This window comes from Lysinibacillus zambalensis (assembly GCF_040183165.1).
In the GTDB taxonomy this organism is placed as follows: domain Bacteria; phylum Bacillota; class Bacilli; order Bacillales_A; family Planococcaceae; genus Lysinibacillus; species Lysinibacillus zambalensis.
Window position 1 is genome coordinate 60,328 of the sequence record NZ_JBEGDG010000013.1, and the last position, 25,220, is coordinate 85,547.

General features: G+C 38.1%; 16 protein-coding genes. 4 read left to right on the top strand and 12 right to left on the bottom strand.

The window, feature by feature from the left end:
* Window positions 1-18 precede the first annotated feature (18 nt).
* Together ABNX05_RS16710 and ABNX05_RS16715 are read right to left on the bottom strand one after the other, a co-directional pair.
* A complete protein-coding gene (locus ABNX05_RS16710; RefSeq protein ID WP_349660750.1) occupies window positions 19-5,538 on the bottom strand; it encodes a type I polyketide synthase in 5,520 nt (1,839 codons plus the stop codon).
* 455 nt (window positions 5,539-5,993) lie between these two features.
* A complete protein-coding gene (locus ABNX05_RS16715; RefSeq protein ID WP_349660751.1) occupies window positions 5,994-7,487 on the bottom strand; it encodes a phytoene desaturase family protein in 1,494 nt (497 codons plus the stop codon).
* Between the two features lie 612 nt (window positions 7,488-8,099).
* On the opposite strand from ABNX05_RS16715, the gene ABNX05_RS16720 reads away from it, so the two are divergent.
* Window positions 8,100-8,288 carry a hypothetical protein gene (locus ABNX05_RS16720; protein WP_349660752.1) on the top strand — a complete coding sequence of 63 codons (189 nt, stop codon included), beginning with the start codon at window positions 8,100-8,102 and terminating at the stop codon, window positions 8,286-8,288.
* A gap of 365 nt (window positions 8,289-8,653) precedes the next feature.
* Here the strand turns inward: ABNX05_RS16720 and ABNX05_RS16725 are convergent, their stop codons facing one another.
* The 3 genes from ABNX05_RS16725 to ABNX05_RS16735 all read right to left on the bottom strand — a co-directional run bounded on the left by ABNX05_RS16725 (window position 8,654) and on the right by ABNX05_RS16735 (window position 12,076).
* On the bottom strand, window positions 8,654-10,927 hold the full coding sequence (locus tag ABNX05_RS16725) for a DEAD/DEAH box helicase (RefSeq protein ID WP_349660753.1): 2,274 nt from the start codon (window positions 10,925-10,927) through the stop codon (window positions 8,654-8,656).
* Complete coding sequence (locus ABNX05_RS16730) at window positions 10,902-11,285, bottom strand: YppE family protein (RefSeq protein WP_349660754.1); 384 nt, start codon at window positions 11,283-11,285, stop codon at window positions 10,902-10,904. The genes ABNX05_RS16725 and ABNX05_RS16730 overlap by 26 nt, the downstream gene beginning before the upstream one ends.
* 596 nt (window positions 11,286-11,881) lie before the next feature.
* Complete coding sequence (locus tag ABNX05_RS16735; protein ID WP_079560000.1) at window positions 11,882-12,076, bottom strand: endonuclease; 195 nt, start codon at window positions 12,074-12,076, stop codon at window positions 11,882-11,884.
* Window positions 12,077-12,503: 427 nt separating this feature from the next.
* Here ABNX05_RS16735 and recU point away from each other — a divergent pair, with 427 nt between their 5' ends.
* Together recU and ABNX05_RS16745 are read left to right on the top strand one after the other, a co-directional pair.
* Window positions 12,504-13,154, top strand: coding sequence for a Holliday junction resolvase RecU (gene recU, locus ABNX05_RS16740; RefSeq protein WP_349660755.1), 651 nt, complete (start codon window positions 12,504-12,506; stop codon window positions 13,152-13,154).
* Complete coding sequence (locus ABNX05_RS16745; protein ID WP_349660756.1) at window positions 13,151-15,835, top strand: PBP1A family penicillin-binding protein; 2,685 nt, start codon at window positions 13,151-13,153, stop codon at window positions 15,833-15,835. Before recU ends, ABNX05_RS16745 begins: the two co-directional genes overlap by 4 nt.
* Window positions 15,836-15,997: 162 nt before the next feature.
* Here the strand turns inward: ABNX05_RS16745 and ABNX05_RS16750 are convergent, their stop codons facing one another.
* The 6 genes from ABNX05_RS16750 to ABNX05_RS16775 all read right to left on the bottom strand — a co-directional run bounded on the left by ABNX05_RS16750 (window position 15,998) and on the right by ABNX05_RS16775 (window position 20,849).
* Window positions 15,998-16,321 (bottom strand): YpoC family protein, encoded by a 324-nt coding sequence (locus tag ABNX05_RS16750; protein WP_349660757.1) that lies wholly within the window; start codon window positions 16,319-16,321, stop codon window positions 15,998-16,000.
* Window positions 16,318-16,980 carry an endonuclease III gene (gene nth, locus ABNX05_RS16755; protein WP_349660758.1) on the bottom strand — a complete coding sequence of 221 codons (663 nt, stop codon included), beginning with the start codon at window positions 16,978-16,980 and terminating at the stop codon, window positions 16,318-16,320. The genes ABNX05_RS16750 and nth overlap by 4 nt, the downstream gene beginning before the upstream one ends.
* A gap of 13 nt (window positions 16,981-16,993) precedes the next feature.
* A complete protein-coding gene (locus ABNX05_RS16760; protein WP_349660759.1) occupies window positions 16,994-17,722 on the bottom strand; it encodes a DnaD domain-containing protein in 729 nt (242 codons plus the stop codon).
* A gap of 110 nt (window positions 17,723-17,832) precedes the next feature.
* Window positions 17,833-19,128 (bottom strand): asparagine--tRNA ligase, encoded by a 1,296-nt coding sequence (gene asnS / locus ABNX05_RS16765; protein ID WP_349660760.1) that lies wholly within the window; start codon window positions 19,126-19,128, stop codon window positions 17,833-17,835.
* 28 nt (window positions 19,129-19,156) lie between these two features.
* Window positions 19,157-20,350, bottom strand: coding sequence for a pyridoxal phosphate-dependent aminotransferase (locus tag ABNX05_RS16770; protein WP_349660761.1), 1,194 nt, complete (start codon window positions 20,348-20,350; stop codon window positions 19,157-19,159).
* 16 nt (window positions 20,351-20,366) lie between these two features.
* Complete coding sequence (locus tag ABNX05_RS16775; RefSeq protein ID WP_349660762.1) at window positions 20,367-20,849, bottom strand: cell wall elongation regulator TseB-like domain-containing protein; 483 nt, start codon at window positions 20,847-20,849, stop codon at window positions 20,367-20,369.
* Window positions 20,850-21,438: 589 nt separating this feature from the next.
* Here ABNX05_RS16775 and ABNX05_RS16780 point away from each other — a divergent pair.
* On the top strand, window positions 21,439-23,460 hold the full coding sequence (locus ABNX05_RS16780) for a multicopper oxidase family protein (protein ID WP_349660763.1): 2,022 nt from the start codon (window positions 21,439-21,441) through the stop codon (window positions 23,458-23,460).
* A 227-nt stretch (window positions 23,461-23,687) separates the two neighbouring features.
* On the opposite strand, the gene ABNX05_RS16785 is transcribed toward ABNX05_RS16780, so the two are convergent.
* Window positions 23,688-24,950 carry an MFS transporter gene (locus ABNX05_RS16785; protein ID WP_349660764.1) on the bottom strand — a complete coding sequence of 421 codons (1,263 nt, stop codon included), beginning with the start codon at window positions 24,948-24,950 and terminating at the stop codon, window positions 23,688-23,690.
* Window positions 24,951-25,220 lie beyond the last annotated feature (270 nt).

Consider the following 25,220-nt stretch of genomic DNA (forward strand, 5'->3'; position numbering starts at 1 on the left):
ACTTAAAACAGTATCCGATTATTTTAATTCCTCTGAAGCGGCTACACTGTGAACTAAAATCTGAGCAATCTCTTCTTCTGACATATTTTCTAGCTCAGTAAGTAGTTCTACTGTTTCCTCAGTCATATCTAAATCTATAGATACTTTTTCAAGTAATTGCCTTGCAAGATTTGAAATAGTAGGATCGCGCATTAAATCTACAACAAGAATATTAACTTGAAACGCTTTATCCAAACGCGCTTTCAGTTCTAGAGCTAACATAGAATCAAGCCCTAATGAGGTCAGTGAATGTTCAGGCGTTAATTCCGAACGATTTAATAGCATCACTCGCGCAACGATGTCTTGTAATTGTGCCTCAATGAATTGGATTCTCTCTTCGGTTCCTTTAAATTGTTTTAGCTGTTCGATCATGTTGACTTCTGTCGATTGAACACTTTGACTATCTTGCTCACCCTCTAAAGAGATTGCAATATCCTCAAGCATCGCTGGATATTCACCCATGGAATAATTGTTTTGGCAGCATGAAGACCAAACAATCGGTGATACTATCACTTGTGGTCTGTTGTAACTCATAACATTAGCAAAGGCTTCAATTCCTTTTACCGTTGAAATAGGATAGTTTCCTCGTTTTACGAAGAATTCAACAAGATCAAGCTGTGTAGCCATCCCTATTTCTCCCCAAGGTCCCCAGTTAATACTTAATGCAGGTAACCCTAATGAATAGCGATATCTAGCAAGGGCATCCAAGAATTCATTTCCTGCCGAGTAATTACTTTGACCTGGTGAAACAATGAGTGATGCCACAGATGAGAACAGGACAAAGAAGTCAAGCTCTTTCTCTTTAAATTGATTGTGTAAGTTCCATCCACCTTGTACTTTCGGGCGAAGTACGGATGAGAATTCTTCTCCACTTATTGACATCAGCATCTGTGGTTTAGATGTTCCAGCAGAGTGAATAACCCCTCGTATCTCTGGCCATCCATCTCTTTCATATCCAGATATAAATTGAGCAAGAGCATCTTGGTCAGCAATATCAAACCCTGCCACATGTACATGAGCACCTAATGACTCGAGTTTTTTCACCATCTCGCATCGACTTGCCAATCGACTTCCGGGTTCAAGCTGCTTCCATGTAGAGCGTGACGGTAAATTTTCACGTCCAACAAGGATAATATGGCGAGCACCTCTCTCAATTAAATAGCTGGCCATAAGCTGACCTAACGCGCCAAAGCCTCCAGTTATCATATAACTGGCATCGGTACGCAAGCTAGTTGTCATAGGTACTTTTACATCTTTATATTCTTTTAATCTAGCAACGAAACGCTTGCCATTGCGGAACGCTACTTGATCCTCATGCTTCTTATTATCAATCTCTTGTTCTAACAAACTAGCCAATTGCTCTTTATCCTCAAAAGGATCTAAATCAATGATACCACCCCACATTTGACGATGCTCTTGATGTCCAATAACTCGGGACATCCCCCATAACGGAGCTTGGCCAACACTATAGATTTCTTCCCCATCTACAGATTGTGCTCCACAGGTCACAAACCATAATTGTGGTAGCTTATCCCATCCTGTATTGTTTACTGCTCGCGTTAAATAAAGGACGCTCTTACACCCATACACCTCAGCTTGTTCTAACATTTCGTTTGAAGTACCTTCTGAAGAAGCGACTTCTAAACTAAACATATGGATCATACCAGAGAGCACTTGAGCTTTTTGTAGTCCTTGGCTTATATCTAACAGCAGGCGAGTATAATCTTCCTCAGAACTTGGATTAATCTTATATAACTTACCTTGCTCTACCTCTTCATAACAAGCGCCACACTCGACCACGATGACTTGTTTTCCACTAGCCATCATTTTATTTACTAATCCACTCCCTACTTTTTGACTATCAGATAAGACTATCCATATTCCTGCACTCTTCTCACTTTCCGTGTCAGTTACTAGTTCCTGCTCTTTCCATAAGAGTTCGCTATACGTCATTGGAGCTGCACCTATGACATTTTGTGTGTCATCCTTCAAGGACTTCGCACGACAATTGAAGATTTCTATTAAGGTAACTCCCTTTTCATTAACGAGACGAATATCCCCCTTCATCTCCATGTCATTCTTCTCTTTAATCGTTGTATGCACCCATAATTCTGACGCTTCAAAAGAACCGTAGTTTATTCCTCGTTCCACTCCTGTTGGCATATAGACAGTTTCTTCGTCATCGAACGGCAAGGCTGCAGCTAAGGCTTGGAACATAAGGTCGACGACAATCGGATGAACATTATAGTCCTCTTTTTCATTAGAGATACTCTCAGGCAATTTTAATTTGGCTAAGGCTTCATTTTCGCTTTGCCAAATTTGCTCTATCCCTTGGAATGTTGGACCATATTCAAGACCTAATTGTCTAAATCGTCGGTAACACATATCTTTTGAAATTTCATTTTTCATCCTTGACTGTACTTCTTGTAAATCAAACATAGGCGCAAAATATCGACTGTTTATACGTATACTTCCGCTTGAATGAAGAGGCAGTTCTTTTTTTGAAGAATTAACAATTCTGAATTTTCCATCATTAGAATCAATAGATAATTGCAATGTACAATTTCTGTCTTGGTTCAAGAATAAAGCCTTATGGAATTCTCCATCTATGATTTCATAGGCAATACCAGGTTTTCCGCCATGTAGATCCGTAATTCCTTGACTGACCATTTCAAGATAGCATGCACCTGGGAAGACGATTGATCCTTGGATTTGATGATCCTCTAAATAATGTACCTGTGTTTTACTAATTTCTGTCTCCCATGTAGGATGCTGTGTGTGTAGGCGCACTCCTAACAATGGGCGGAGATTTTGTCCTATTCGATCTTTTTGTGATGCTTCTGATTCATGCCAATAGCGTACACGTTGCCATGGATATGTAGGAAGCTTCACAAATTGACCATTTCCATTCACTTGAGACCAATTTAACTTAACTCCCTCAGTAAATAACTTCCCTACTGAGTCTAGTAAAATAGGTTTTTCATCTTGTCCTCTGCGTAGTGAAGGTACCACTATTCCTGTTTGGTTGGTTATCCCTATACATTCATTAATCGAAGCAGCTAAGACCGGATGAGGACCAACTTCTACGTATACACGATACCCATCTTTAATCATTTGCTCCGCAGCATCTGCAAAGTAAACCGATTCACGAACATTCAGCCACCAATAAGGAGCATCTAGTTCTGTCCCAGCAATTTGCTTCCCCGTCACCGTGGAGTATAGTGGGATTGTTGTTTCCTCTAGCTTCACATCAGCTAATACTTCAAGTAGCTCGTCCTTCAGTGGATCCATATAGTGACTATGATAAGGAACTTTTACATACAGGTATTTACAGAATACACCTGCTTCTTGTAAATGAGAGACAACATTTTCTAATGCTTCAGGATCACCTACTAATGTGACTGAAGTTGGACTATTGATCGCAGCAATGGACACACGATCTTCATAGCCTTGTAAGTAGGTGTTTATTTCTTCATGTGAAATACTTACCGCTACAAGCTTCCCTTTACCTGTGGTTAATTGTTGCAATCGACTACGATGATAGATGACCTTCACCGCTTCTTCAAGGGACATCGCTCCAGCTACATACGCTGATGCTGCTTCTCCAGCACTATGTCCAACTATGGCACTAGGTACCACTCCGTAAGATTTCCATAGCTCTGTTAGCCCCACTTGGATAAAGAAGTTTGCAGGCTGAGCAATTTCAGTTTCTGCCATTCTAGAACTTGTTTCGTCCTTTAACATTTCTTCTAATAATGACCAACCTGAAATACCTTTAAATAACTCATCACATGTATCTAATGTCTTACGGAAAATAGGTTCTTCATTGTAGAGTTGATGTCCCATCCCCCACCACTGAGGACCCATTCCTGTATAGACAAATACAACTTTGTTCTCTTTCGCTTGACCCTCTGATAGACCTGCTCTCGTTTCCTCATTGACATAAGCTTGAAGTTTATTTGTCAGTTCTTCTTTGGACTTTGCTACAACCGATAATCTATATGCATGATGATCACGATGTTCACTTGCTGAATAAGCTAGGTTGGTTAATGAAGCTTTATATAAAAGTCCTTCTTCCCCTAAACTTTCTACCCATCTTTGTGCAGAATTCTTAAGAGCATCCTTATTCTTTGCACTAAGCGGAACTACTCTCAACATTCCATCTTCTTCGGAAGGGGCAGCATGTGATACATAATCCTGTAAAACAATATGTGCGTTTGTCCCACCAAATCCGAAAGAGTTAACTCCTGCGATTCTCTTTCCTGGCTTTGCTGGCCATTCTGTTAACTGATCTGGGATTCTCATCTTCAATTGCTTTAGGTCGATTTTTGGATTAGGTTCTATTAAATGCAGGTGTTTAAAGATATAACCATGCTTAAGAGAAAGAACAGCTTTAATAAACCCTGCGACCCCTGCTGCCGCCTCCGTATGGCCGAAATTAGTCTTAACTGAACCCATATAACAGATGTCACCTTCTGCTCTGCCATCAGAGAGAACCGTTCCCAAGGCGTTCGCTTCTATCGGGTCACCTACAGGTGTTCCCGTACCATGTGCTTCAACATATTGGATATCTTTAGGCTCAATATCTGCATTTGCATAGGCTTCACGTAATAGAGCCTGTTGCGCATCTCCACGTGGAACCGTCAAACCAGAGCTTTGGCCATCTTGATTACAAGCGGTCCCTCTGATAATAGCGTAGATCTGATCACCATTTTTTTTAGCCTCAGAAAGTGGCTTTAAAAGGACAATCCCCGCTCCCTCACCACGTACATATCCATTAGCACGTGAATCAAATGCCTTTGAATGACCGTCTGGCGATAACATACCTGCTTTTGACTCAGCAATGGTAATATCAGGCTTTAACATGATGTTAACACCACCCGCTACAGCTTGGTCAGATTCACCATTCCATAAGCTTTGGCAAGCAAGATGCACAGCTACTAAAGATGAGGAACACGCAGTGTCAATCGCCATCGAAGGACCTTGAAAGTCAAAAACATAAGAAAGTCGATTCGCCAATAAGGTCATCATAGCTCCTGTAGCTGAGTGAGAGTCGAACAACTCTCTATTACTTTCCTGGAACTGCAAATATTTATAGTCCAGTGTAAAACCACCTACAAAAACTCCTGTCTTCCCTTTAAAGTCGTCAATTTTTAGTCCGCCATCTTCAAAAGCTTCCCAGCATACCTCTAATAACAATCTTTGTTGCGGATCAATTAAAGATGCTTCCCTTGGCGATATCCCAAAAAATTGAGCATCAAACTCATCGATTTTGTCTAAAAATCCTCCTCGACGAGTATAGGTTTTGCCCGGCAAATCTCTGTTAGCATCATAATATTTTTGCAGATTCCAACGATCCTCTGGAACCTCTGTAATTGCATCAGTTTCCTTTACTAACAAATCAAAATAGGATTCTGGATTCGTAACTCCACCTGGAAATCTACAACCTATTCCTACCACTGCAATAGGCTCTCTTTTTTCTTTTATGACCTTTGACAAAAAGATTCCTCCCTTTATAAATGTGATATTTCAAAGACTTAACCTGTTTTTAAGAGTGATAAAAAAATACTCCCCCACAACTTCTCAACTTCATACATTTATAACATTTTTTGTGATCCGAAAGCACACTTCGCTAAAGTTAATTGGTTAAAATTAACTTTTATTTCTATTATATGACACACTTGTGGATCTCTGAGTTACTTATGATGACGTACCCCACCATGTCTTTTGGGTCCTTGCGCATACATTCCTTCGTTCGGTCTATTCATAAGGCAAAGGTTGGAGATGTTCCATTAGAGACTCTAGTAAAATGGAAATGACGGCTTCTCCGTGTCATCCTTCTGCTGTAGGTCAAGCTTTGGTGTTGCTTGAGCTGCCTAAAGATTTTCATCAGCAGTTCCTCATCAAATTGTACTTTCTTCTTGCATAAGGCATTTCAATCAATATAAGTCCAGCTAGCTTACAGGACTTATTTGACTGCTTATCGCTTCCTTTAATACAGTAGCTAGTAACCTACCACCATTCATCGCACCAAACACTCCATGTCCATATTTACTCCAGTGCCCTACTATATGTAGTCCAGGTATTAGTAGACGAGATATGGATTCTATCTTCATTTGTTGATCAATTGACTTTTTCCAACCATATATCGCTCCATTCCCATTCCCAGTATACCTTTCCACTGTTCTAGGTGTGGCCATTTCATAAAAAACGGCTCGTTCTCTAAGACCAGGTATATAGAAATCTAGCAATTCCCAGAATCGCTCTTCGATAAATTCTTTTCCTTTCTCTTCACGTATTTGTTCTATCACCTTTTCTTCACAAGGAGCCAAGATAGAAATGATTGAATGACCTTCAGGTGCCAGAGACGGATCAATATGGGTCGTACAACTGACAGTAAGCCAAGGCTTACTGTCAGAGTCTAATGGGTTATACGCATTACAGCTTTGATGATTTTTGTAGTTTGGGAAAATAAAGGTTTCATGTGGTAAATTTCTTTCCCAACCATCATTTTCAATAGCAACATACAAAATGATTCCTGATATTGAAGGGATGACTTCCTTTACTTCTTTAACTAATGCTGAAGGAAGATTTTTTTGATCAATCATGGATAGGAGTGTCTTGCGAACATCCATGTTTGATATAACATGTGGAGCTTCATATTCATTCCCTTTATGGTCCCGCACTCCAACAATCTTGTTATCTCTATATAAAATCTCTTCTACACGTCTTCGCATAAGAATTTGGCCACCACCTCGTTCAAACGAGGTTTTTAAAGCATTTGATAACGCTTGAGAACTTCCTTTTACATAATAACCTCCACCATTGTAAGACATGAAGGTTGCCATATAGAATGGAGCAGGAATCTGTTCTGGGACAGCTCCTATATATGGGAATAACGATAAGAATATAAATTCAATTTTTGCGTTAATAAATCGGTCAGCTAGATATTGTTTAATAGAGAGGTTTTGTATGGCCATAATAAGACCATGGGAACGCTTCGTTAGTTTCATTGTTAAAAGTGAACTTCCTATTTCTTTTATTTCCTGAAGCGTATCTATGATTGCTTCTTCATCAGATGGAGAAATGCTTATTAGGAATTGTTCTAGTATTTCTATATTTTTAGGTAATTCTATCTTTTCTTTGCCAACTTGAATCGTATACATACTAGACAGTTGACATATTTCAAGATTATTCTGTATTTTCAACTCATTAAGAATTTCATAAGGGATTCCGCCCTCTTCTAATCCTCCTATTAAATGAACAGCAGAGTCAAATACAAATTTTTTTCTTCGAAATGAACTAGCACACCCTCCTACGACGCTATGCTGTTCAAGCATCAAGACCTTCACACCTTGATTTGCTAATAAAGCCCCTGAGGTAAGACCTCCTAGTCCAGCACCTATTATTATGACGTCAAATTGTTGCTTACTCATCGTTAAATCCATTCAATTTATTTAAATGGGTATTTTTTACATCACGGGCATTAAACATAAAGATTGTCCTCCTCTATAAAATGTTTTAGTTTCTTAATAAGCTCAACTAACATATTCCCATTTGTGTTTTCTAATAGAATTCGCAATTCTTTATAACCATATTTCTCCATTTGTTTTTACAATATATCACATTTTTCGGTAAATAGAAACAAATAATTACTTAAGTTGGAAATTTTACCCTTTAGTACCTTTTGTTATGGGTATCTTATAAAGTTTAAGTTTATAATTTATTAGAATTAGAGCGTGTTCAAAAATATCTAATTAAATAAATCATAAAAGTAATATTCAATGCCCAGACATCCATAATTATTAATTTGAGTAGGTTTCCTTAATTTATCATGGACGATTTCTTTTTTAACACGTAGAGAGTAAGAATTACAGATATATCCCTTTATAAGAATGAAGTCTTTTTCCTCACAGGATGAGTAACTTTCTTCCACTAAGAAGCAGAAAGTGTTCAGTGCAAAAAATAAATACATAAAAATGCAATCTTTTAGAGCAGATGATTACAGTAAAAAATTACACAGTAATAATTGCACGATTTGATTTGGAGAAGAGAAAGCAATGATAGCGAAAATCGGTGATGAAAGTTATAAAGCTAAAAAAATTGAATTTCAAAACGGGGATTTCAAACTGCTGAAGAAAATTTCTAGAAGGATTAGTAGAAGAATACTAATATATATGGAAGAAAATAAAGAATTAAATTTTACAAAAGTAACAATACAAGTAATTGAAACAACTTTATTCAGATAGATACAGATGCATTATGCTAGATGAACCGAAAGAAAGAATTGTCGTTTGAAAATCAACTAAAAGGTTTTTGACTTTCATTTTAACTAAAAAATGAATGATTTTGATTGTATTTCAAACAATAAGTCATTAGAACATGATCAAAGGAGAGACTGGATGAAAATCGTATTAAATTGGAACAACTCAAAACTATCCAAGATTTAATCGAACGAAAGGTTACATACGATTATACAATAATTAGCAAAAACCAAATGTTAATGATAAGAAATGAGAGGTATTGACTCATATTAATCGTAAATGATTTATAAATTAATCAAAGAAGAGGGATTGAAGATTTCAGTTTATATCTTCCCGCCCTCTATACTTAACTAATAATTATTATTTATCATTTGAAGTAGTTTCACGACTTTGCTTTTTATATCAACAAGTGATTCTTCTGGGCCGATACAAGACGGACAACCTGCTTCACAAGGACAGCTTATGATATGGTCCTGTGTTTTTGTTAATAAGCCCTCCCATAGATCATAGACCTTTTCACTCAAGCCAATTCCGCCTGGATACTTATCATATACAAAAAATGTTGGCAGCTCATTATGGGATGCTTTGACTTGAGGCACAACAGCGACATCACTACTATCACATTGAATAAACAAAGGAATAAAAGCATTCATTGCATAGGCTATTCCAGTCATTGTCTCAGTCAATTCCGCCTCTGACCACTGTTCAGACAAATGAAGTGATAGCCACGATGAATTCGTATGCATTTCATCTGGTGGTAAGTGAATAGGACCAGAACCGATATTATCGTGTGTACCGAAGCGTATTTTTTTAAATATCGTTGCCTGTGCGACTAAGCCAACATCACCGAAGCTAATAATGCCACCTTTATATTCTCGGCTCCGATCTTCTTCTAGCACCTTCATCTCAACTGCTAGATTAGCGTCAGTATAATAATCGACATCTACTTCTCGTACAAAGGCTTTCTTTTCGTCCCAATCAAGCTTTTCTACTTGAAATTGAATGCCCTGATGCAAATAAATAGCCTCTTCATGTAGTAATGTCATCGCACTATGACGATCCATTTCACCAATAACCTTTGTTTGTGCAGGGACAGTCATATCAATGATCACAACATTTTCTTGTGAAGCAGATCGAAGACTAATATCATGTGCTGGAAAACGGTCACTCATCCAATGCCACTTCTCACTCGTTTTAAAAACAACGCCTTCCTCCGCTAAATAGTCAAGTAACTCCTGAATCTCATATTCACCATACGTATCATCCGTGGAAAATGGTAGCTCAAACGCTGCACATTTCAAATGATCCATTAAAATTAACATATTTTCAGGATAAATACGCGCTTCCTCAGGTGCACTACCAAGTAAAAAGAGTGGATGGTTCACTACATATTGATCAAGTGCGGCTGATTGTGCTACATAAATAATTAGCGCCTCGTCCTGACGACGGCCAGCACGACCCGCTTGCTGCCACGCACTTGCGATATTTCCCGGATACCCTGTCATAATACATGCTTGTAATTGGCCAATATCGACGCCTAATTCTAGCGCATTTGTACTCACTACGGTTTGAATAGTACCGTCGCGAAGCCCTCGTTCAATAACACGTCGCTCAGAGGGTAAATAACCACCTCGATAACCTCGCACTGATTCATCTAAAAGCTTATTGCGTGTAAGCTCCTTTAAATACGTCACAATCATTTCTACTCGCACACGACTTTTCGCAAAAATAATGGTTTGAATACCTGCTGTATATAATCTTTTAGCGAGGTCACTCACCTCCAAAACAGCACTTCGACGTACGCCAAATGTTTTATGGACGATCGGTGGGTTATAAAAAAGAAAAGTCTTTTTCCCAACAGGCGCTCCAGAATCACTAATTAAGGCATGACTCTCATTTGTTAAAGCTTCCGCCAGCTCCTTTGGATTTTTAATGGTAGCTGATGTACAAATGAAAATCGGCTTACTACCATAAAACTCACAAATACGCTTCAGCCTTCGAATAACATGCGCAACATGTGAGCCAAACACACCTTTATATGTATGCAACTCATCAATGACGATATACTGTAAATTTTCAAATAGTGAAACCCATTTCGTGTGATGTGGCAATATCCCCGAATGAAGCATATCCGGGTTTGTCATCACAATATGCCCTGCCTTACGTACTTTTTGACGAATGCCTGGCGCAGTATCCCCATCATACGTATAGCTTAATATTTCTTCACCGCTTTGTTCGATTAATTCATTTAAATCATTTTTTTGATCCTGCGCTAGAGCTTTCGTTGGAAATAAATAAATAGCACGTGAATTTTTATCTTCTAATATTTTTTGAAGTACCGGTAAATGGTAGCAGTATGATTTTCCAGACGCAGTTGGCGTTACAGCAGTAAATGAAACATCTTCCATTGCGTAATCAAATGCCTGACGTTGATGAGTATACAGTTGTTCAATTCCTCTTGATTGAAGAGCCTTTACAAGTGAAGGATGTAAGTTTGCAGGGAAAGGTGCATACTTAGCCTCTCGCCCTTCAAGCGTTTGCCAGTGTACTATGCGTTCCTTCAATTCCTCATCATAACTCCACTCGCTTAACAGTTCACTAATGGTCCTTTTTTTCGATAACATCTGATTGTGTCTCCTTCACTACCCGTTCTAAAATTTCCAACGTATATGAGGTTGAATGAATCGCATCTAAAAAACGCTTTTTACTTGTTTCCTTATAAAAGGATTGCACAACAAATTGCTCCATCGATTCTGCCGCTGAAGTAATTTGTTGTGTATGGATATATTTTGGTCGATTTTTTTGAATCCACTCATTCGCCTCTTGTTGCCATTCTTTTAAAAGTTGGTGAATGATATCTGCGTGTGGCTTAACCTCCTCAAAAAAGTCGGGAGTACGATCCTCCTCACGCATTTGCCAGAAGCGTGAAACACATTTTTCACATTCATCTATTAATTTGGAAGTTTGCTGTAATAATAACAAATTTCGCACCTCTTCTTATTCAATTAAGGCTCATCACCAAAATGGGTGGATTTCCGTTCCAACTGGGCACTTGCTAAGGACATTTGATAAGCCGTTTGGGCATTAGTCACACTTTGTTCCTCTATAGGTGTTCCAAGCCTTATACCACGGCATACATTAAAAAATGTCTCCCAAAATTTTTGGCAATGAGCGTTAAAATATATTTTTATTATTAGGTTGGTACTACTTAAAATACAGATTGAACTACATTAATATAAACGCATAATCTCATTATAAGCTAGTTTCGAACCTGCTATTTTAAAATTCATCTACAAAATAATTTATGCTATATGAGTAATTTCTCCCAACAATAGATAGAAGTCTTTATTTCTGGCTCATCACCATAACGCGGGATTGATTTTCGTTCCACAATCCCGAAGCCTTTATCACAAAACGTATGCTTTTTAGCCCTCGTCCCACTCACATCTTTGACCAAGGAGTCCCCTGTTTCAGTAAATGTCTAATCAAAACATATCACTCTAGGTGACAAATACTGTATGAAAAATGCTCATATTGAGTTACTTACACTGCATATGAGATAAGTGTACCAAAGTCTATCATTTTTCACTACTAATAGGCGAACAAGCATTCTTTACTTGCCAGTTCTTTTCTGCTAAGCTTACTTTCTGGCTAACAGATTTGAGCTGTTCAAAAAAATGCATACTCTGTGCATTGTTTTCCAAAGACACTCTTGTTAACAGTAATTGATTGACCAGATCCAACTGCGCAACTAATTGTTTTAACTTGTTCAAAATAACGCCTCCTTTGCTTTAATTTATGTATTCCTCGTATGTATAAAATTACCTTCATGCGTGACAAAATAAGCGTAAGTTAGCTGAAAGAAGAAGTATTTCGATAAAAATTAGTTGACCTAGTCTAGTAAATTCTCTTGTCTTGAAACTTGGAATCAAGTAGAGAAGTTAGCGCGGCATACCGTGTTTTCTATAAAATCCGCTTGAAAATTTCATCAGTTATTTTGGCGATTCGCGTGAAAGAGCTAATTAAATTACTTGCTATTTTTCGACTTTAAGAGGCGAAAATTGCCCAAAGATTGATCATCTGCGGGTAAATTTAACTATAAAAAATCTAGCGTCAATCAGACTATTAATGGAAGTAGAGAACTGCTACTTAATCGTGGTAAACTATTGTATAATAGCAGTATTATAGAGGGTGAACTAAATGACAATTCGTTATCCGAATGGGAAATTGTATTCCCCCAATCCTACTGTTCAAAAAACGGTAAAAAAGGGGAAAGAAAAAGATTTTTCTTTTAGTAATCGAGGTAAAACACTAGAAGATGAAATTGATGAAGCAAACGATTATTATGTAAAAAGACGACTTGCTATCATTCATAAGAAACCTGTTCCCGTGCAAATCGTCAAAGTAGAGTACCCATCACGAAGTGCTGCAGTTATTCGTGAGGCTTATTTTCGAACACCGTCAACAACAGATTACAACGGTGTTTGGAACGGGCGTTATATTGATTTTGATGCAAAGGAAACAGCTTCAAAGACCAGTTTTCCCCTAAAGAATATTCACTTACATCAAATGACACATATGCAGCAAGTGACGGAACAAAATGGTGTGGCCTTTATTATCGTTCGTTTCTCGGCTTTTGAACGATATTTTATCGTGCCATACGATGTTTTACAAAAGGCCTGGCTAGCGATGGAAAACGGTGAACGTAAATCGATTCCCTTTTCAACTATAGAAAAGGAAGCTTTTGAAGTTCCTACAAGCTATTATCCACGTATCGATTATTTACCGATTATCCAACAGCTCATTGAAGTACAAAGTCATGGTTCTGAAAGTGAGGAGATAGTAGAATGACTGAACGTCGTCCAACACGCGGTGAGCATCAAAAAGCTCTCGCTCAAAAAAATAAAAAAAGCGATCCGAAACCATCGAAGAAAAAATGGTTTAAGCGCATTACGCTAACACTTGTAGCAATTATGGCTGCATGTTTGATTGGTGGTGCTGGGTTATTCGCCTATTACGCAAGTACCGCACCTGAATTAGATGAAAACTTACTGAAGGACCCCGTTTCTTCTGAGTTCTATGATAAAAACGGTGAATTATTTGCCACAATTGGTGCAGAAAACCGTAAATATGTAAAATATGAAGATATACCAAAGGATATGGTTAATGCAATCCTTGCAACGGAAGATGTACGCTTTTTCGAGCACGGTGGTATGGATTTTTATCGCCTTGGTGGAGCAATACTCGCTAACTTCCGTGATGGCTTCGGGGCACAAGGGGCCTCTACATTAACACAGCAAGTTGTTAAAAACTCATTTTTACAAAATGAGAAAAAATTAAAACGTAAAGCGCAGGAAGCTTGGTTAGCCTTCCAATTAGAACGTAAATATTCAAAAGAAGAAATTTTTGAAATGTACTTTAACAAAATGCTGATGTCAGGTCGTGTTTATGGCTTCGGAACAGCAGCCCAATATTTCTATGGGAAAGAACTAAAAGATTTAGATTTAGCTGAAGAAGCATTACTTGCAGGTTTAGTACAGCGCCCAAATGCTTACAATCCATTAAAAAATCCTGAACTTGCGGAAAAACGCCGTAATACCGTTCTAGGATTAATGTATCAACATAAAAAAATTACAAAAGCCGAGATGGAAGAAGCAAAGAAAGTAAACGTTCAGGCTGGTCTAGCTGACGATGCGACACGCCAAAAATTTGCTGGCTCTAAATTCGATGCCTTCCTTGATGTCGTTATTAATGAACTAGAGGATAACGGTGATGGTAGTGCAATGGCAGAAGGTATTAAAGTTTACACAACACTTGATCCTAATGCTCAGCAAATTGTTGAAAATACTATGAATGATGAAAGTAACTTCCCAACAGAAGAAATCCAATCGGGTGTAGCTGTCATTGATACGAAAACTGGTCAAATTCAAGCAATCGGTGGCGGACGCAATTACGGGGCTGAACGTGGTTGGAACTATGCATATGACTTACATCATCAACCAGGTTCAACTATGAAACCATTAATAGATTATGGTCCAGCAATCGAAAATTTAAAATGGTCAACAGGTCAAACACTTGTGGACGAACCAATGAACTACACTAACTCGCGTCAAACGATTACAAACTGGGATAATAAATATATGGGTGCTATAACAGCACGTAAAGCTTTATATGCTTCACGTAACGTTCCAGCTGTTAAAACATTACAAGAAGTTGGTATTGATAAAGCTAAAGAATTTATTGGTCGTTTAGGTATTAATGCTAAAAATATTTATGAATCTGATGCGATCGGTGGTGGGGATATTACAATGTCTCCTACTCAAATGGCTGCTTCCTTTGCAGCATTTGGAAATAATGGTGTTTACACTGATCCTTATTCAATTACAAAAATCGTTTACCGTGACGGTAAAACAACAAAAGACTACACACCAGAGTCTAATGTAGCAATGAGCGATTATACAGCTTATATGGTGACAGATATGTTACGTGATGTTGTCGGCAATAAGCCGGATGCATCAGGTACTTACGCAAATGTACCTGGATTAGATATCGCAGGTAAAACAGGTACAACAAACTACGCAGCTGCAGATTTTAGCAAGCATAATTTACCGGATACAAGTGTACCGGATTCATGGTTTGCTGGGTACACTACAAACTATTCAATCGCTATTTGGAGTGGTTATGAAGAACACTTTGATCCAATTACAACTTGGGATGAGCGTCGTTTACCGCAAACTTTATTTAAACAAATTATGCAAGATATTTCGGAGAACGTTGAAACACCACGTTTCAAAAAGCCAAATTCAGTTGTTGAAGCTACAATTGAAGTAGGATCAAAGCCACTTAAATTAGCAAGTAGTTTTACTCCGAATGAGTTACGTCGAACAGAGCTATTTGTACGTGGTTCAGAGCCTAATGAAGTTTCAAATGAATATGCTGCACCAGAGCTTTCTACACCTTACAATGTAAGTGCAAGCCTAGATTTAGAAGGTCAATCTATCAATATTTCTTGGGAGCATGATGCAATGCTTAATCCGGATTCAAATGAACCGCTACCAACAACCTTCGAAGTATCCGCTAAAAAAGAAGGTGGAGAGACTATTTCTCTTGGTACAGCGGATAGCAAAGGTTTAACAGTTAGCAACAAATTGGAAGATGGCAACTACACGATTTCTGTCGTAGCAGTTGTAGATGGTACACGCAGTAAACCAGGTACAACTACTTTCCAAGTAACAGGTACGGCTGAAGAAGATAAAGAGCCAGATACTCCTGAGGAACCTGATATTGAGGAACCAACGGAACCGGACGAAAATGGCAATACCGAGGACAACGGTAACCACAATGGTAACGGAAATGATAACAATGGCAACAACGGCAATGGCAACGGCAATGCAGGTGAGAATGGTAACAACGGCAATGCGGGAAATGGCGGTACCCAGCCAGGTAACAATGGCAACAATAATGGTAGCCAGCCACCAACAACGCCAACTGACCCAACCGCTCCGGATGATGGTACCGGTAGTACTGAATAAAATAAAGCAGAGTAGCTTAACGCTACTCTGCTTTATTGTTGTTAGAGATTAAATAAAGTATGATTATTCGGCAAAACTTTTATTACTCATGCTGATGAGCTCATTTTTATAGGAATACTTTGAAGATTTATCGAAACATAATATGATTTTATCGGAACAATTTTAGTTCCTATCAATTTTGGTAGCCTGCAAACGTAGTCGCGCTGTTCGTTTTTTTGTTTCCTTATATAATTCATCAAGCTGACGATAACAAGCATATTGGCTAGGCTTTGCTTTTATAAAGTTTAGTCGTTCGACACCGTTAATGGGTAATACTTCATCCCCTGCTTCCTGTACTAAACGCTCAAACAATACAATGGCCTCTTCCATCAATCCTTTTGCTTCACCATTCCTTGCATCATGTGCTGCATGAATTTTGGCTTCAAGTTCCATCCATTCTGCAAACCAAGCATCTATTTTTTCTTTTGCGATTGCCTCTACATTCACGATTCCTTCACCAGCCCTTTTTTCAAACGCTTTTGCCCTTCTCTACAATCATCAAATAAAGGGCATGTGTGACAGCCAGGATTTTGAGCCTTACAATGGTAACGACCGAAGAAAATTAGCTGATGATGTGTTTTCGACCACTTGTCCATCGGTGTTTTTTTCATAATTGTTTCTTCGACTTCTAATACTGAATCCTTCCAGCGACAAAGGCCTAATCGTTTAGACACGCGCTCCACATGTGTATCCACTGCAAGTGCAGGAATATCAAAAGCTACAGACAACACGACATTAGCCGTCTTACGACCAACACCCGGCAACGTAACTAGTCCTTCACGATTTGCTGGTATTTCTCCCCCGTATTCCTCTAATAGTCGTTGACATAATGCTTGAATGTTCTTCGCCTTATTTCGATACAAGCCGATGGAGCGAATATCCTGTTGCAGCTCCTCTAAAGGTACAGCTAAATAATCTTCAGGCTTTTTATATTTTTGAAACAATGTTTTCGTTACTTTGTTTACAAGTACATCCGTACACTGTGCAGATAATAGCGTAGCAATAGTAAGTTCAAACGGATTGTCATGCACCAGCTCACAATGTGCATCAGGGAACATACGATCCATTTCTGCTAGACAATGTTCCCATTGTTTTTTTGTTAACATGTCGGAAGCCCCCCTATTCTCTTTCTTCTAACCAATTATAAAATGGTACCTTATTTGTCGACTGCGATTCTTGCTGCATTGTACGAACTGACGGTCTTTTAAATGTTTGCTTTTCACGGAACTGCTCGCTTTGTTTCTGCGCAGCCTGTGGTGTCGTAATATTTTTCTTTTTCCACTCCAGTAGTATTCGATCAATATAACGAATACTTAACTTGCCAGCAAATACAGCCTCCTTCAACGCCTCTTTAATAAGCGCAGGACTATGCTTATCGTCATCTAACCAAGACCCTATTTTTTCTAGTTCTAAAGGAGATAAAAGACGTCCCATTTCCTCTTCAAATAATCGAAAAATCTCACCCTCTTCTTGTCGGAGTGATGCTGCTGATTTTTGCTGTTCCTTCATTTCAATAATCTGCATAATACGCTCCCAAAGTGGGTATACCGAGTATTTTTCATATAGTTTGCCATTTGCGTCGACGTCACTTGTTATTTCAAGGAAACCCTTTTGCATTAATCGCTGTAGATGTGAAGTAATATCACTGCTAGGCATTGTTAGACGATTCATTAAATCATTAGGCGTTGGAAAATCATTACCCTCCGTGTAGAATGCAAGTAAATGCATAACAATCAATGCCTCATCATCCTCAATTTTTAACTCCTTATAAAACTGAAAAAAAAGCTGAGGAATTTGAATCATTCTCTGCTCAGTCCATGTACGGAGTCTATTATTATTTGCGCTCATATGATACTTGACTCCTTTTCCATCGTAAGTAGAAAAGCCGCGTAGACATATCACTACGCGACTTTTTTTTAATTTTACACTTTCAAAACCTAAAACAAACTAGTTATAGCTTACGGATATAAGCGGTTTAGTAAACGCGGGAATGGGATTGTTTCACGAATGTGCTCCGTGCCAGAAATCCATGCTACTGTACGTTCTAACCCTAGACCGAAGCCTGAATGTGGTACAGAACCTTGTTTACGTAACTCTAAATACCACGCATAAGCGTCTAAAGATAAATGATGTTCTTCAAGACGAGATTGTAATAAATCAAAGTCATGGATACGCTCAGAACCACCAATGATTTCACCATAACCTTCAGGTGCAATTAAATCTGCACATAATACTACATCATCTCTGTCAGGATGTGGTTGCATGTAGAATGGTTTAATGCCTACTGGGTAGCAAGTGATGAATACAGGTTTGTCAAATGAATTAGCAATTGCCGTTTCATGTGGTGCACCGAAATCATCGCCCCATTTAATATCATCAAATCCTTGTTCGTGCAATAATTTTACAGCATCGTCATAAGAAATACGCGGGAATGGCGCTTTAATATTTTCAAGTTTAGACGTATCACGACCAAGTCGCTCTAAATCTAATTTGCAATTTGCCAGAACAGATTGCACAATATGCTCCACGTATTGTTCTTGTACTTCTAAGTTTTCTTCAAATTCAGCAAATGCCATTTCCAACTCAATCATCCAAAACTCGATTAAGTGACGACGTGTTTTAGATTTTTCAGCACGGAATGTTGGACCGAATGAGAATACTTTACCTAAAGCCATCGCAGCCGCTTCCAAGTAAAGCTGACCAGATTGAGAAAGGAATGCATCTTCATCAAAATATTTTGTATGGAATAGCTCAGATGTACCTTCAGGTGCTGAACCCGTTAAAATTGGTGGATCCATTTTTGTAAAGCCTTTGTTGTTAAGGAACTCATAAGTTGCGCGAATAATTTCATTACGAATTTTCATGATCGCATGTTGCTTACGAGAACGTAACCATAAGTGACGGTTATCCATTAAAAACTCAGGACCGTGCTCTTTTGGCGTAATCGGAAAATCAGTTGCAGCATGTAGTACTTCAATACCCGTTACAACAAGCTCACAACCAAAGCTTGAACGCTCATCAGCTTTAACCTCACCTGTAATGTACATGGAAGTTTCTTGAGACATACCTTTTGCAATTGCAAAAATTTCTTCGCCTACTTCTTCTTTTACAACAACGCCCTGTACAAAGCCAGAACCATCACGAAGTTGTAAAAAGGCAATTTTACCACTTGAACGTTTGTTAGATAACCAAGCACCTAGCTTGATTGTTTCGCCGATATGCTTTGGCATATCTTGAATCATAATTTTTTTCATAGAAATCCTCCAAAATTGGTTAAAAGGATTAGTCTTGCCATTTTGATTTTACAAATGTATCAATTCGACGGACTGCCTCTTCTAATAAGTCTAAAGATGTAGCATAAGATAATCGCATTGTAGTTGGTGCACCAAAGCCAGAACCTGGGATCACTGCTACGTTTGCTTCTGTTAAAATATCCGCAGCGAATGCATCTACAGAATCATAGCCAGTATGAGCCATAGCTTCTGCTACATCTGGTAATAAGTAGAATGCACCTTGTGGTTTTAATACGTTGAAGCCAGGAATTGCACTTAACTGTGGATAGATTTTTTCAAGACGTGCTTCGAATGCTTGACGCATTTCTTCTACAGCGTCTTGTGATCCATTATAGGCTTCCACTGTTGCATATTGTGCAGTTGTTGTTGCGTTCGAAGTAGAGTGTGATGCAAGGTCAGTCATTGGTTTAATAATGTCCGCATCCCCTGCAGCATACCCGATACGCCAGCCTGTCATAGAGTGAGATTTGGCAACACCGTTTACAACGATTGTACGTGCTTTCACTGCATCAGATAGCTGTGCAATTGAAAAATGCTCAATACCATTGTATACAAGCTTTTCATAAATTTCATCTGACACGATTAAAATATCTTTTTCTTCTGCAACTGCAGCAATTTCAGCTAGCTCTTCGCGGGAATAAATCATACCTGTTGGATTGCTAGGAGAGTTTATAATTACTGCTTTTGTTTTATCTGTCACAGCAGCTCTTAATTGATCAGCAGTAATTTTATAGCCTTGCTCACGTGTGCCTTCCACATAAACTGGTACACCGCCTGCTAATTTAACTTGCTCTGGATAAGATACCCAATAAGGAATCGGAATAATAACTTCATCGCCCTCGTTTAAAATAACTTGGAATAAAGTGTAAAGAATATGTTTTGCCCCAACACCTACAATTACTTCATTCGGCTTGTATGTAAGATTGTTGTCGCGTTGAAGTTTATCGATAATAGCTTTCTTGAGTACCGGAAGACCGCCAGCAGGTGTATATTTTGTTAAGCCTTTTTCCATTGAGTCAATGGCAGCATTTAAAATATTTTGTGGCGTGTTGAAGTCTGGTTCACCAGCGCCTAGGCCAATAACATCAATACCTTGCTCTTTTAACTCCTTCGCTTTTGCAGTAATGGCTAAAGTTGAAGATGGTGTTAAAGTTTTTACACGGTTTGCTAATAAATTTTTCATTCGGGATCTACTCCTCTTATAAATTCGTAATGCGCTTCCACCAGTCGCCGTCCTTAAACATAATATAGACATAGTTGAGCTTATCGTGATCGTTTAGATATGAAATTTCCCAAACAGCACCTGGCTCCTCATAGCCTAATTTCACATTGAGGACTTTTTGTACATTTCCTTCCTTTTTTAAAACCGATAATGCTTCCTTTTCCGTAATACCATCTTTTAAATATACATCCTTAATCGAATCAGCTTTTAGATTCGTCGGAACAAAGACAGCTTTTTTATCACCATATTCATCTACCCCGAACACAGTGACATACGAATGTTTGCCATTATATGTGTAGGACTCCGAGACAATTGCGAGGGCTTTGGCATCAAGTGCCAACTGTTCAGCCTGTTCTTCAATTGAATCGAATGGAGCCTCGGCTTTCCAGAGTACTAAAATACTAATGACAAGTGACAACGAAACCATAAAGACAGCAATGAAAATCAACCAGTTTTTCATATATTCACCTTATGTTTCACATCTAGCTTATTCTTTAACACGAATGCCTGATGCTTTTGCATGTTTATAACTGCGTATACATTCATTTTGCTTTCCATTTTTGTCAACCTGCTTTCTTTCCTCATACCACAACATTATACAACAATTTTGTGCTGTCGTGTTTCTTAATTTCATATATTGTACGTTGATAACATACCGTTTTCAAATGATTCGGGTAGCAATTTTTCTCTTTTTCGTTCAGCCTTAAAAAAAGGTAATCTTTTTAATGTAAAAATTCCTATTCACCATTGCAAAGAGAAAGTAAAATTATAGCTTTGAACCATCGCTAATTCATATATAACACAGTTCGCACTGCGTCCTGATTTAGCGCATACCACTTACAATCTACTTGCTCAACTGGATTTTGAAATTTTTCACAGTTGCTCAAACACCCTTTCTTTGCTTGGAATATCGAACTCCTGCTGATGCTTAAATATCAGTATTTTTTTATTCGCAAAATTATCTCCATTATTGTCCTTGTCGCCCATTATTTTTACCCATATTATGAGGTAATTAGCAATTTTAAGAATTAATAAAGGGACGTGATGTTTTGACTAAAGAAGTTAATCCTACCGATCCAACAACAATACCAAAATTTGTGAATGAACTACCAAAACCGGTGACCGCTAAACCAAAATACTATAAAGGGCAACAAAGAAAAGATTATTATGAACTTAAAATGATGCAAGCAGAGCATTGTTTCCACACCGATTTCCCAAAATCAATTATATGGGGCTATAACGGGCTTTATCCCGGACCAACTATTGAAGCTAAAAAAGACAAGAGCATTTATGTTAGATATAAAAATCAATTGCCCTTAAAGCACTTTTTACCAATCGATTTTACACTTCATGCGGCAAACGATTCGCAGGAAGTAAGAACTGTTACACATTTACATGGCGCAAATGTCGATTGGGAAAGTGACGGACATCCCGAGGCATGGTATACAAGAGATTATGCGCAAACAGGCCCAAAGTTCAATAAAGAAATACACGAATACACTAATCATCAACCTGGCACAACACTGTGGTATCATGATCATGCAATGGCGCTTACTCGTTTAAATGTGTATGCGGGATTAGCGGGCTTTTATTTACTTCGGGATTCACTAGAAGAACGTTCTAACTTACCTTGTGGTGACTATGAGTATCCCATCTTAATTCAAGATAAATCGTTTAATGAAGATGGCTCTCTATTCTATCCTGATGAACCACCATTCCCAGTCCCTGTACATCCATCTATTACACCTGGATTTGTTGGTAATACTATCGTCGTAAATGGGAAGGTTTGGCCTTATTTAAATGTCGAACCTCGTAAATATAGATTTCGTTTTCTCAATGGCTCCAATAGAAGAGGTTATCTCATTAGCCTTTCAAATGGAGATCATATGATACAAATCGGAACAGATGGAGGCTTTTTATCAGCCCCTCATGAAATTCAATCTGTTGAGTTATTGCCGGCAGAACGAACAGATGTCATTGTTGATTTTTCAAAATGCGAAGGTCAAGAAATAACGTTAGTTAACTCTGATGAGGATTTTATTGATGAACATACAAGCGTCATCATGCAGTTTAAAGTGTGTCTTCCTCTACTGTGTGAGGATACTAGTGAAATTCCAGAAAGACTTGCTACATCAATGGATTTACATGCACACGATGCACATATCGAAAGACATTTACCCTTAACAGCTACAACAGATAATTTTGGTCGACCAATGTTATTATTAAATAATCGTATGTATCATGACCCTGCTACTGAAAAGCCTACACTTGATAGTATAGAAATATGGAATTTTATTAACGCCACACCGTTTGATCACCCTATTCATCTACATTTAATTCAATTTAAAATACTAGAACGACGCCCTTTCGATATGGAGCTATATCAAAATGAAGGCAAACTTACATTTATAGGTCCACCTGAAGAACCCCATGACTATGAGCAAGGTTGGAAGGATACTGTAAAAGCGGAAGCTGGGAAGATGACAAAAATTATTATGCATTGGAAAGATCATGTGGGCCACTATATGTGGCATTGCCATTTCCTAGAGCATGAAGATCATGATATGATGAGACCAATACTCGTTATGAAGGACGTTCACCCTGTGCAACAGCCACATGCTGAAATCCCACATGAAATAGAGCATTCATCAGTACAAAGTCAAAACGACTCTCCTATTGTTACAGGTAATAATGAACACACCGTACCGCTCCTTAATAACATTCAAAACAATACTCCGACAGAAGAAATAGTAGAAAACTCTTCCTCTTCTTTACAAACAACATATTTAGAAGACGATATCGAATTTAATCCGCAAACTATTCCTTTCTTAACTAGTACTCAAAATATTACTCACTCTACTGAATCAGCTTATATAGAAGACCATGTGGAATATAATCAGCTATCTACACCATTTTTGAACAATACTAAAAATATCATTTTTTCAAAAAAAGAACACTCAGAACATCATAAAGTTTCTAATATTGAACGTATCCCTCAGCCACCCCACTCGTCTGCTGAGTTCCAAACACTACAAAGAATATCACCTAGGCATCGGAGAAGATGGTTTTAATGCTGCAAATCTAAAGCCGGGGCATAAGTCGAAAACTATTTTTTTAGTAAGAATTGTACAAAATAAAACCGCAGTAAATCAAGATTTATAAATTTGATTTTACTGCGGTTTTTTTATTCATCAATGCCCTTTATTTGCTCCCCTATATCATTAATCGCTTGTTCAAGTGAAGCTCCTTAATAAGGAATACATATTAAAAATCTCAAAGAAAAGGTGGATAGCGAGAATCAATTTGCTGCCTCGCTCTTTTCAAATCGCAAAATCCTTTTTGTGGCAATTGCCATCACTACCATGGCAATACATATCATTAAAATAGGAACATAGACTTTAACACTAAATGCTTCGAATAATAAGCCATACACTATTTGCCCAATTGGTGCCATACATTGTGAAATGGCAATGATAATAGCCATGACCTTCCCTAAGTTTTCATTTGGGGTTTCTTTTTGTACAAGCGTAATAACATAGATGGAGATGATTGTCATAATCATAGCGATTAAAAGTGCGCTCAAAACAAATAAAATATAAGATGGATAATAGCCCATATTCAGCAGGAGAGGCGTAACGGCTACAGCCATCGGGACAATCAATAAAGCAGTAATGAAAATCCAACTATACAAATTAGTGATACCCATTTTTTTTGCAAAATACCCCATAGATAAAGCTCCTAAGATCGTAGCAAAATCGATTAACCCCATCCCTACTCCGTACAATGTATCACTACTTTGCATTGTAACACGGAGAATAATCGGTACACCTACGACAAACAGCGGTGTTAATAATAAATTTAATAATGCCGCTAAAATCATACATTTGAAGATAAAAGATTGCTTCACAACATAACTAAAGCCCTCTTTTAAATCATTTACCAGCGTCGGAATAATATGACCGTTCTGCTTTCGTTGCATAAATGGAATATGAATAAACATCTCTAATATGGCCGAAAGGAAAAAGAACACACCACTCACCACAACTAGCACTTTTAAGCCAATCAAACCGTATAGTATTCCACCTAATACAGGAGCAGCTACATTAGACAATGCTTGAATACCATTAACAATTCCATTAGCTTGCTCAAGCTTTTCCTCTTCTACAAGAACCGGAATACTGGCCATCACTGCAGGTGCATACATAGCACTAACAAGGGAAAGCAGTACCATCACAACACCAATAAGCAAAACAGAACTATTACCAATCGCTAGCATTGCAAAGAAAACAAACACAATTATGCTACTCGCAAAATCGAATATCACCATTAAATTGCGTCGATTGAACCTGTCAGCAATGGCTCCTCCAAGCGGTGCTAATAATATTGGAACGCTTGATATCGCAAACAGTACTGCAAAAAGATCTGCACGTCCTGTAATATCCAATACATAAAGTGATAAGGCAAACCTTAAAAGTGCAGAACCTAAAATAGAAATAATTTGCCCAATCACCATCAGGTTAAAATCTTTTGAAAAGCTTTTTCTTTTTATCTGTGATTCCATTCATTAGACCCCCTTCTTTAACATTCATGACCTTTTTGAAAGTGTAGAATAGTTTTGTATTGTAAGAAGAAAGACATTACTAACAATACTTATCGAACTTAACCAAATGAGCCACTCAATTTGCGAACTCCAAGACATTATTAGTAATAAGATCCCCGTAATAATGGAGACATAATTTCCAGTACGACTAATTTTTGAATTCCGACGAAGTTTTTCCTTAATGTCATACGCAGATTTCTTTATTTTCCGTTTCATAAGTGGGATTTTTTC

Bases quoted from the DNA above. Each gene is read 5' to 3' on its own strand.
- ABNX05_RS16745 (WP_349660756.1), top strand. From the start codon at position 13,151: ATGACTGAACGTCGTCCAACACGCGGTGAGCATCAAAAAGCTCTCGCT.
- ABNX05_RS16785 (WP_349660764.1), bottom strand. From the start codon at position 24,950: ATGGAATCACAGATAAAAAGAAAAAGCTTTTCAAAAGATTTTAACCTG.
- ABNX05_RS16760 (WP_349660759.1), bottom strand. From the start codon at position 17,722: ATGAGCGCAAATAATAATAGACTCCGTACATGGACTGAGCAGAGAATG.
- ABNX05_RS16775 (WP_349660762.1), bottom strand. From the start codon at position 20,849: ATGAAAAACTGGTTGATTTTCATTGCTGTCTTTATGGTTTCGTTGTCA.
- ABNX05_RS16715 (WP_349660751.1), bottom strand. From the start codon at position 7,487: ATGGATTTAACGATGAGTAAGCAACAATTTGACGTCATAATAATAGGT.
- ABNX05_RS16725 (WP_349660753.1), bottom strand. From the start codon at position 10,927: ATGTTATCGAAAAAAAGGACCATTAGTGAACTGTTAAGCGAGTGGAGT.
- ABNX05_RS16720 (WP_349660752.1), top strand. From the start codon at position 8,100: ATGATAGCGAAAATCGGTGATGAAAGTTATAAAGCTAAAAAAATTGAA.
- asnS (WP_349660760.1), bottom strand. From the start codon at position 19,128: ATGAAAAAAATTATGATTCAAGATATGCCAAAGCATATCGGCGAAACA.
- recU (WP_349660755.1), top strand. From the start codon at position 12,504: ATGACAATTCGTTATCCGAATGGGAAATTGTATTCCCCCAATCCTACT.
- ABNX05_RS16770 (WP_349660761.1), bottom strand. From the start codon at position 20,350: ATGAAAAATTTATTAGCAAACCGTGTAAAAACTTTAACACCATCTTCA.
- nth (WP_349660758.1), bottom strand. From the start codon at position 16,980: ATGTTAACAAAAAAACAATGGGAACATTGTCTAGCAGAAATGGATCGT.